General features: G+C 51.5%; 6 protein-coding genes. 1 reads left to right on the top strand and 5 read right to left on the bottom strand.

All coding sequences use genetic code 11. The features are described 5' to 3' along the window. The 5 genes from AC1DN5_RS17470 to AC1DN5_RS17450 form a co-directional block, all read right to left on the bottom strand. The coding region (locus AC1DN5_RS17470) for an NTTRR-F1 domain (RefSeq protein ID WP_476982770.1) at positions 1–5092 on the bottom strand (5092 nt) is incomplete at its 3' end. 114 nt (positions 5093–5206) lie between these two features. Continuing rightward, on the bottom strand, positions 5207–5914 hold the full coding sequence (locus AC1DN5_RS17465) for a hypothetical protein (RefSeq protein ID WP_029575252.1): 708 nt from the start codon (positions 5912–5914) through the stop codon (positions 5207–5209). A gap of 107 nt (positions 5915–6021) precedes the next feature. Then, a complete protein-coding gene (locus tag AC1DN5_RS17460; protein ID WP_007408966.1) occupies positions 6022–7458 on the bottom strand; it encodes an anion permease in 1437 nt (478 codons plus the stop codon). Positions 7459–7575: 117 nt separating this feature from the next. Beyond that, positions 7576–8841, bottom strand: a complete 1266-nt coding sequence (locus tag AC1DN5_RS17455; RefSeq protein ID WP_366970073.1) for a pectate lyase — start codon at positions 8839–8841, stop codon at positions 7576–7578. Between the two features lie 162 nt (positions 8842–9003). After that, the gene (locus tag AC1DN5_RS17450) at positions 9004–9351 is read right to left on the bottom strand and encodes a YflT domain-containing protein (protein ID WP_366970074.1); all 348 of its coding nucleotides are present in this window, start codon (positions 9349–9351) and stop codon (positions 9004–9006) included. A gap of 191 nt (positions 9352–9542) precedes the next feature. Here AC1DN5_RS17450 and AC1DN5_RS17445 point away from each other — a divergent pair, with 191 nt between their 5' ends. After that, positions 9543–9893 (top strand): DUF3212 family protein, encoded by a 351-nt coding sequence (locus tag AC1DN5_RS17445; RefSeq protein WP_016936977.1) that lies wholly within the window; start codon positions 9543–9545, stop codon positions 9891–9893. The last annotated feature ends 98 nt before the right edge of the window (positions 9894–9991 follow it).

Below are 9991 nucleotides of genomic sequence, written 5' to 3'. Positions count from 1 at the left end.
CTGTTGCTCCAGTTGCCCCGGTTGATCCTGTTGCTCCGGTTGGACCTGTTTCTCCAGTTGGTCCCGTTTCTCCAGTTGGTCCCGTTTCTCCAGTTGGTCCCGTTTCTCCAGTTGGTCCCGTTTCTCCAGTTGGTCCCGTTTCTCCAGTTACTCCTGTTGCTCCTGTTGGACCAGTTACTCCTGTTGCTCCGGTTGCTCCTGTTGCTCCGGTTGCTCCTGTTGGACCAGTTACTCCTGTTGCTCCGGTTGCTCCGGTTGCTCCTGTTGGACCAGTTACTCCCGTTGCTCCTGTTGGACCAGTTACTCCGGTTGGGCCTGTTGACCCGGTTGGACCCGTTGGGCCAGTTTCTCCTGTCACTCCGGTTGAACCAGTTTCTCCAGTTGAGCCGGTTACTCCTGTTGCTCCTGTTGGACCAGTTACTCCGGTTGCTCCGGTTGATCCCGTTTCTCCTGTCGCTCCGGTTACACCAGTTACTCCTGTTGATCCTGTTGCTCCGGTTGGACCTGTTTCTCCAGTTGGTCCCGTTTCTCCAGTTGGTCCCGTTTCTCCTGTTTCTCCAGTTGGACCAGTTACTCCGGTTGCTCCGGTTGCTCCTGTTGGACCAGTTACTCCGGTTGCTCCGGTTGATCCTGTTGGACCAGTTACTCCTGTTGTTCCGGTTGGACCGGTTGGACCCGTTGGGCCAGTTTCTCCAGTCACTCCGGTTGAGCCAGTTTCTCCAGTTGCCCCGGTTGCTCCGGTTACTCCTGTTGGTCCCGTTTCTCCAGTCGCTCCGGTTACTCCTGTTACTCCTGTTGGTCCCGTTTCTCCAGTCGCTCCGGTTACACCAGTTACTCCTGTTGATCCCGTTTCTCCTGTCGCTCCGGTTACACCCGTTGGGCCAGTTTCTCCTGTTGGGCCGGTTACTCCGGTCGCCCCGGTTGATCCTGTTGGACCAGTTACTCCGGTTGCTCCGGTTGATCCCGTTTCTCCTGTCGCTCCGGTTACACCAGTTACTCCTGTTGATCCTGTTACTCCAGTTGAGCCGGTTACGCCAGTTGCTCCGGTCGCTCCTGTTGCCCCGGTTGAGCCTGTTGCTCCTGTTACTCCAGTTGCCCCGGTTGGACCTGTTTCTCCAGTTGGTCCCGTTTCTCCAGTTACTCCTGTTGCTCCAGTTGGACCAGTTACTCCGGTTGCTCCGGTTACGCCCGTTGGGCCGGCTTCTCCAGTCACTCCGGTTGAGCCTGTTGCTCCAGTTGAGCCGGTTACGCCAGTTGCCCCGGTTGCTCCGGTCGCTCCTGTTGCCCCGGTTGCCCCGGTTGCTCCGGTCGCTCCGGTCGCTCCTGTTGCCCCGGTTGAGCCGGTTGCTCCGGTGGCTCCCGTTGGGCCAGTTTCTCCTGTCACTCCGGTTGAACCAGTTTCTCCAGTTGAGCCGGTTGCTCCGGTTACTCCTGTTGCTCCTGTTGGACCAGTTACTCCTGTTGCTCCGGTTGGGCCAGTTTCTCCTGTCACTCCGGTTGAGCCTGTTGCTCCGGTGGCTCCTGTTGCTCCTGTTGCTCCCGTTGGGCCAGTTTCTCCTGTCACTCCGGTTGAGCCTGTTGCTCCGGTGGCTCCTGTTGCTCCGGTTGCTCCTGTTGCTCCTGTTGCCCCGGTTGAGCCGGTTGCTCCGGTGGCTCCCGTTGGGCCAGTTTCTCCTGTCACTCCGGTTGAACCAGTTTCTCCAGTTGAGCCGGTTACTCCGGTCGCCCCGGTTGATCCTGTTGGGCCGGTTACTCCGGTCGCCCCGGTTGATCCTGTTGCTCCTGTTGGACCAGTTACTCCTGTTGCTCCGGTTGCACCCGTTGGGCCGGTTGCTCCGGTTACTCCTGTCACTCCGGTTGAACCAGTTTCTCCAGTTGAGCCGGTTGCTCCAGTCACTCCGGTTGAGCCTGTTGCTCCAGTTGAGCCTGTTGAGCCTGTTGCTCCTGTTGCCCCGGTTGAGCCGGTTGCTCCTGTTGCTCCGGTTGCCCCGGTTACTCCTGTTGCTCCCGTTTCTCCAGTCACTCCGGTTGAGCCTGTTGCTCCTGTTACTCCTGTTGCTCCAGTTACACCTGTTACTCCGGTTGAGCCTGTTTCTCCTGTTACCCCAGTGGCTCCGGTTACTCCTGTCGCGCCCGTTACTCCGGTTGAGCCGGTTGCTCCTGTTGGGCCTGTTGACCCGGTTGGACCCGTTGGGCCAGTTTCTCCTGTCACTCCGGTTGAACCAGTTTCTCCAGTTGAGCCGGTTACACCAGTTACTCCTGTTGATCCTGTTGGACCAGTTACTCCCGTTGCTCCTGTTGGACCAGTTACTCCTGTTGCTCCTGTTGGACCAGTTACTCCTGTTGGTCCCGTTTCTCCAGTTACTCCTGTTGCTCCTGTTGGACCAGTTACTCCTGTTGCTCCGGTTACGCCCGTTGGGCCGGCTTCTCCAGTCACTCCGGTTGAGCCGGTTGCTCCTGTTGCTCCGGTTACACCAGTTACTCCTGTTGCTCCTGTTGGTCCCGTTTCACCAGTTACTCCTGTTGCTCCTGTTGGTCCCGTTTCTCCAGTTGGTCCCGTTTCTCCAGTTGGTCCCGTTTCTCCAGTTACTCCTGTTACACCAGTTACTCCTGTTGATCCGGTTGGACCGGTTTCTCCAGTTGGTCCCGTTTCTCCAGTTACTCCTGTTACTCCAGTTGAGCCTGTTGGACCAGTTGAGCCTGTTGCCCCGGTTACTCCTGTTGAGCCTGTTGCCCCGGTTGATCCTGTTGCTCCGGTTGCTCCTGTTGGTCCCGTTTCTCCTGTCGCTCCGGTTGGACCGGTTTCTCCAGTTACTCCGGTCGCTCCTGTTGATCCGGTTACGCCAGTTGCTCCAGTTGGACCCGTTTCACCAGTTACTCCTGTTGCTCCTGTTGCTCCTGTTGGACCTGTTGCTCCTGTTGGACCTGTTGACCCGGTTACTCCTGTTACTCCAGTTACTCCTGTTGGGCCGATTACTCCGGTTGCTCCTGTTGCCCCGGTTGATCCGGTTACACCTGTTGCTCCTGTTGGTCCCGTTTCTCCTGTCGCTCCTGTTACTCCGGTCGCTCCGGTTGCTCCAGTTGGACCCGTTTCACCAGTTACTCCTGTTACTCCGGTTGGACCAGTTACTCCTGTTGATCCGGTTGGACCCGTTGGGCCAGTTTCTCCAGTCACTCCGGTTGAACCAGTTTCTCCGGTTGCTCCGGTTGGGCCTGTTGCCCCGGTTGGACCCGTTGGGCCGGTTTCTCCAGTTGCTCCGGTTGGGCCTGTTGCCCCGGTTGGACCCGTTGGGCCGGTTTCTCCAGTCGCTCCGGTTACACCAGTTACTCCTGTTGCTCCGGTTGCACCAGTTACTCCTGTTGGACCAGTTACTCCTGTTGATCCTGTTGGACCAGTTTCTCCAGTTACACCAGTTGCTCCGGTTGAGCCCGTTACTCCTGTTGCTCCGGTTGCACCCGTTGGGCCAGTTTCTCCAGTTACACCAGTTGCTCCGGTTGAGCCCGTTACTCCTGTTGCTCCGGTTGGTCCCGTTTCTCCAGTTGAGCCGGTTGATCCTGTTGCCCCGGTTGGACCCGTTGGGCCGGTTTCTCCAGTCGCTCCGGTTACACCAGTTGCTCCGGTTGAGCCCGTTACTCCAGTCACTCCAGTTGAGCCAGTTTCTCCTGTTGGGCCGTTTTCTCCAGTTACTCCTGTTGCTCCAGTTGCCCCGGTTGCCCCGGTTGAGCCAGTCGATCCGGTTGGGCCCGTTACACCCGTTGGGCCAGTCACCCCGGTTGCTCCTGTTACTCCGGTTGCTCCGGTTGCTCCGGTTGCTCCCGTTACTCCGGTTGGACCGGTTTCTCCAGTTGGTCCCGTTACACCAGTTACTCCTGTTGATCCTGTTACTCCAGTTGAGCCGGTTGGGCCCGTTTCTCCAGTCGCTCCGGTTGATCCGGTTGCACCCGTTGGACCTGTTGACCCTGTTGTTCCTGTTACTCCAGTTGGACCGGTTGACCCTGTGATCCCAGTCGCTCCGGTTGCTCCTCTTGCACCCGTTGGACCTGTTGCTCCTGTTGCTCCTGTTATACCAGTTGGACCGGTTGACCCTGTGATTCCAGTCGATCCGGTTGCTCCTCTTGCACCCGTTGGACCTGTTGCTCCTGTTGATCCTGTTATACCAGTTGGACCGGTTGACCCTGTGATCCCAGTCGATCCGGTTGCTCCTCTTGCACCCGTTGGACCTGTTGCTCCTGTTGCTCCTGTTATACCAGTTGGACCGGTTGACCCTGTGATTCCAGTCGCTCCGGTTGAGCCGGTTGCACCCGTTGGACCTGTTGACCCTGTTGTTCCTGTTACTCCAGTTGGACCGGTTGACCCTGTGATCCCAGTCGATCCGGTTGCTCCTCTTGCACCCGTTGGACCTGTTGCTCCTGTTGCTCCTGTTATACCAGTTGGACCGGTTGACCCTGTGATCCCAGTCGCTCCGGTTGAGCCGGTTGCACCCGTTGGACCTGTTGATCCTGTTGCTCCTGTTATACCAGTTGGACCGGTTGACCCTGTGATCCCAGTCGCTCCGGTTGAGCCGGTTGCACCCGTTGGACCTGTTGATCCTATTGATCCGGTTACCCCTGTTGCTCCTGTAGGGCCTGTAACGCCAGGGTCACCCCCGGTTTGCGCCAATGAAACATCGTCTATTAAAACCGTGCCGGAAGAAACTTTACTTAATACAATGACAGCAGAGGCCGCGCCAGAAGGCACAGTACTTGTTTTATAGATTTCAGACCATGTATGAAAGAGTACGTTCGGCAAATTTCCGGGTGTGATATTTTCTTGAACGGAACTGATTTGTTCACCTGCTGCGCTGACATATATGATCTGGAGGGTTACCTGGGGACTTGGCTCATTTCCGAGCGTTGCCAGTGATACGAATAGAGTCAGTGACTGAGCTGAAATGGGGATGATTTGACTGAGGTAAGCATATGGCTGAGTTCCAATAAATTGTGCAGAATATCTCCCTGAATGTGCAAACAAACTGTTAATCTGGGTATTTGCCGAACTCCAACCCTCTAATGTGCCGGTTTCAAAGCTCCCATTTATAATCGGATTATTCATTCAAGCTTTTTCCCTCTCCTTCCTGTTGCGGATAACCTTACATTTTAAGACAGCATATTAATACGGGCTGTCTTTTGACAACCTAAATAAAAAAGGTGATTTCTATTCATCACCTTAGTCCGATCCTTGAATGGGGAATCCCGTTGCAATGAGGGAACGGTTTGCCGCTGTGACTTGCGTGACATGATTCGAAGACAGTACAGATAAAAAGAGCTGATACGCAGCTGTTTCTCCCGCTGTCATTTCCTCGATGTACGTAAAAGGAATCCCCAAGATTTGCCCGCCTGAAGAAAAGAGGTTCAGCTCTTGTCTTAGTGTTTGAATAGATACCCCATTTCTTTGGAGATCGACAGCTAAGTCTAATGAAAAATTAGAAGCGAGCAGATCTAATTCCACATTTACTTGTATGACGGCATCCGTTTTTACCAATTGATCTGTCGGCGCATCTACCACCGTGCTTAATACATTTATCGGTGTTCCTTCTAACGGAATCGTCATTTGTTCTGTTGTATTTTGAAAAGCTACAGCCGGAACCGCACCGGGCGGACCCTCAGGCCCCGGGGGACCAGGCGGACCGGGCGGACCTGCTTCCCCTTGCGGACCGCGGGAGCCGGCGGGGCCTCTTTTGCCTTCGGGACCCCGCATCTGGGGCACGCACAGGGCAGATCGATTTTCATCTAAAGACGGAAACTGTTTTTCCGTCACTATTTCCGTTTTTTCATGATCGTATAGTAATTGTTCATACCAGCGTTTCATATGTCTGCTCATATATTTGTAAGGTTTCTGTTTCAATATCATGTATTGATTACGGCCGCTGCTCATATTATCACCCCGGCTATATTGTATTCACGCTGAAGCCATCATGTGCAGGGCCTTCCCGCCTCTTATCAAAACAAAAAAAAGGCAGACCTGAGTCTGCCTTTTTTCTTCTACCATAAACCCAATACTTTCCACCATAATCCGCCGATCACAAGCCATGTCACAATATGGACGATTGACAGGATAAAGCCGATGGACCACCATTTGCTTTGCGAAATATAGCCCGCTCCGAAAAAGACCGGAGCCGCTCCTGAGCCGTAATGCGTCGTCGAACCGAAAAGGTTGCTGAAAAACGCCAGGCTGAGCGCCGCCAATAGCGGCGGAGCGCCTGCCGCCACAATGACGGCGAGAAATGCCGCATACATGGCGCTGATATGCGCGGTTGCGCTCGCAAAGAAGTAATGGGTGTAATAATACACAACGATCAGAATCATAAATGCCACAATCCATGAAAAACCGGAAACAGAGGATTTCATCATATTACTGAACCAAGACACCATGCCGAGTTCATTCAGGAAATTCGCCAGCATCACAAGCGCCGCGAACCAAGTCAGTGTATCCCACGCACCTTGTTCCTTTTTGATGTCCTCCCATGTTAATACCTGTGACAAAAGCAAAACGGATAATCCGATCAGGGCCGTCGTCGTTGCGTCGATATTTAAGCTTCCTCCGAAAATCCACAGCGCAAGCACCAATAAAAAGACGATGACCATGGAGAGCTCGGATTTTTTAAACGGACCCATTTCTTTCAATTTTTCCGTTGCAATTTTAGCCGCATCCGGTGTTTCTTTAATTTCCGGCGGATACAGCTTATAAATAACGAGCGGTGTAATGATTAAGCTCGCCAATCCCGGGACAATGGCCGCGATTGCCCAGCTTGTCCATGTGATGTCCACCCCTGCGACATCGTGGGCCAGCTTGGCGATCAGCGGGTTCGCCGCCATTGCCGTCAAAAACATCGCAGACGTAATCAAGTTTCCTTGGAAACCGGTCTTTAATAAGAAAGCGCCGATTTTCCGCTCTGTTCCGTCTGCCGGCGTTGATCCGAAAGTTTCGGATAATGATCTGATAATAGGAAAAATAATGCCGCCCGCCCGTGCCGTGTTACTCGGAATGGCAGGTGATAAAATTAAATCACTGAAAAGCAGTGAATAAGAAAGGCCGAGTGTTTTCTTCCCGAACCGTTGTACGAATACGTAAGAAATCCTTGCGCCGAGCCCGGTTTTGATAAATCCCCGGGAAATAAAAAAGGCGATGACAATCAGCCAGATTGTCTTGTTTCCAAATCCGCTTAACGTATTTTCAATAGAAAGCGTTCCCGTTAACGCGGTGACTGCCAATGCAAAAATTGCAATTGCGCCCATTGGCAAGGGCTTGGAGATAAAGCCGATAATTGTTGCGACAAAAATAGCGAACAAATGCCATGCTTTAGGTTCAAGTCCGGACGGCGCGGGAATAAACCAAATGATTAATCCCACAGCAACAGTAATAAGCAAAGGAATGATTTTTACCGCCTGCTGTTTTTTTGCGTCTTTTTCTGAAGCCATTACAGGTCTCCTCCTATTTTGTTGTCTTCCATCCCCCATCCCATTTTACTACTTAACTAAGTTAATAAACGTTTTTGTTAATTAAAAAACACAAAGGAAAATATTCCTTTGTGTTTCTTATTTTAACGTACCCGAACCGGCTTTAGATATAACATCCGGTTTTACATTTGCGGATGAGCCGATAGAGCCGTGCAATGCCGGTGTCCAGCCGACAGACTGACTTAATCCGTTGGCGGCTGACGCGTTAATGGCAGCGCCGTTTAAAAGAGTGCCCTCTTCATGAAGCGCTTTTCCGCCGCTGAAGACGCTGATGACCTTATCGGCAGCCAGGCCCGGCACCTCAAAAACATTATTCTGCGCATATATTTTTGACGCATGTCCTGCGCCCCATGCATAACTGAACGGGTACGCGGCGCTTTTCGAGCCTGCGTAAAAATTATTATAAATATGAACCTGCCCGTACCGGACCCGCGGGGCGCGCTGGACGATGTTCTGGTAATAGTTATGGTGAAGGGTCACCTTCAGTTTTCCTTCATCCGACGTCTTGCTGTCGCTGTTTCCGATGACGGAGCCTTTATCATGGTCATGATATTTATTATAAGATAATGTAATATAATTCGCCCCGTTGGCTATATCCGTCTGGCCGTCATGGTGCTGATATTTTCTCCCGTAATAGTAGGGAAAACCGCTGTCGGGATTCGATCCGTCATTAAAGGTGCAATGGTCGATCCAGATGTGCGTCGCGCCGTTAATGGTAATATTGTCATATTCCGAGTTCCAGTTGCCGCTGCTGCCGTCAGTCGGGTCCCATTGCGGAAAATAGTCGTAAGCGTCTTGAAATTCGATGTTGCGGATGATGACGTTGTCGACGCCGTTCTTCATATTAAAATTTCCGCCTGTCACTTTGGCGTTTGAGCCTGACCCGATGATCGTCGTATTTGAAGGGATATCAATCACGACCCGCGCCTTCTGGTTTTTTTGGGATCTCTGTCTGGCGTCTTCCTGGGTGCCTGACGGTGCTTTTTTCCCCCATTTATCCGGGTCGTACGCCTTCAAATAGGCGTTGAGATCATACGCCGGATCTTTATAGTCATAAAAGCCGAGCGTTTTATTGCGGTCGTCGGTATTCAAATTGATTGTGCCTTGTATGTAAATAATCTTCGGCGTGCCGTTGGCGCTTCCCCCTAATGCAGAAACGAGCTGCTGTCTGTTTGATACGGTGTATACATTCGATGAAGAGGCTTTCGCGCCGCCGGTTGTCCCGCCGGAAGCGGCTCCCCAGCCGTCATTTGCTCCTAACGTCTGCCGGCCAAGGTCAGCGGCATGGACACCCGCAGGAATCATCCATAAACAAACCGCCAGCATCAGTAACATTTTTTTCATAAATGGTGCTCCTCCTGATTTTATATTCCAATTTATTACAAAAGAATTGTATCAAATCAATTAAGAAACAGCACCGAAAATGTACTGATTGTGTCTTTCGGTTTTATTGCGGAATCCGCAAAAAAATCCCAAGGGACCGAAAGCCCTTGGGACCTGATCGGCTTACGTCCATGATTTTACTTTTTCGTTATCCGTGACAAACAGAAGAACTTTTCCTTCATCTAAGCGCTTTTCAAATTGTGATGCTTCCTCTTCTGAAAAGCCGATTTCGTGAATTTTGTTGCGGAGCTCGTCGCCCTTTTTATTAAACATATTGCCGACCGCGTGTTTAATGCCCGTTTCTTTTGCTCCGATGGTATTGACATCCGTATTGTCGGCCAGTCGTTCCGTTCTGTCGTCATCATGAGAAAGCACGTATACATCTTCTTTTGCGACACCCATTTGCTGAAGCTCTTTTACGTCCTGCATCAGTTTTTGATCGTTTGTATACTCTCTTACTACCGGTTTCATTGATAAGTCCTCCCTTTTGTTTTTGTATATTGTGTGTTTACCCGCTTCACCAAGTGCCAAACAAAAGAAAGAGCGTTCAGTGAAAAATCGGGCAGATTGTCGGTGGATATTTTCTTCCGGGACATGTTACAGTAGGAGAAGCTACTTTTATCAGAAAAATAAAAATTTTCAAGAGCCGATCAAGCAGGGAGGTGGTTCCTATTCATTATTTTTCACCGGAACAGCGATTTAACGCTTGGGTTGTCAGTGATTTAGTGAAACAGGTATTCCGCCGGCATACCCGCTGCCCGGATGGAATAAAAGAGCTTACGGCCTTTGCTGAAGATACCTTTCATATTAATATCGATTACGTTTTCTCTATTATTATCAATATCGGTGATATCGAATCCGTTCTGCCGAAAGAAATTGAGAATACGCTGGGTACTTATCTGACCGCGCTTCAGCCCGTCATTACCCCCGACATGCTTCATTCTTCTAAAACAAATGCCTATGAATATTTGGAACATGAGAAAAACACTGAGATGTTCCGGTTGTTCTATTAAAAGAAGGGCCCGGGCCCTTCTTTTTTTGTTGCCGACGGACGGTTTGATTTTGTATTCGGGAAATGGTTCGTGTTACATTTGGAACAAACACTCATGTT

The sequence above is a fragment of the Bacillus sp. 01N42_2 genome (assembly GCF_056399565.1).
Note: the sequence above shows the minus strand (reverse complement) of the source record. Positions and strands in the feature narration are given on the sequence as shown.

What these genes read in the sequence shown, in the direction of transcription:
- AC1DN5_RS17460 (WP_007408966.1), bottom strand. Translation starts at nt 7,458, where the DNA reads ATGGCTTCAGAAAAAGACGCAAAAAAACAGCAGGCGGTAAAAATCATT.
- AC1DN5_RS17465 (WP_029575252.1), bottom strand. Translation starts at nt 5,914, where the DNA reads ATGAGCAGCGGCCGTAATCAATACATGATATTGAAACAGAAACCTTAC.
- AC1DN5_RS17455 (WP_366970073.1), bottom strand. Translation starts at nt 8,841, where the DNA reads ATGAAAAAAATGTTACTGATGCTGGCGGTTTGTTTATGGATGATTCCT.
- AC1DN5_RS17450 (WP_366970074.1), bottom strand. Translation starts at nt 9,351, where the DNA reads ATGAAACCGGTAGTAAGAGAGTATACAAACGATCAAAAACTGATGCAG.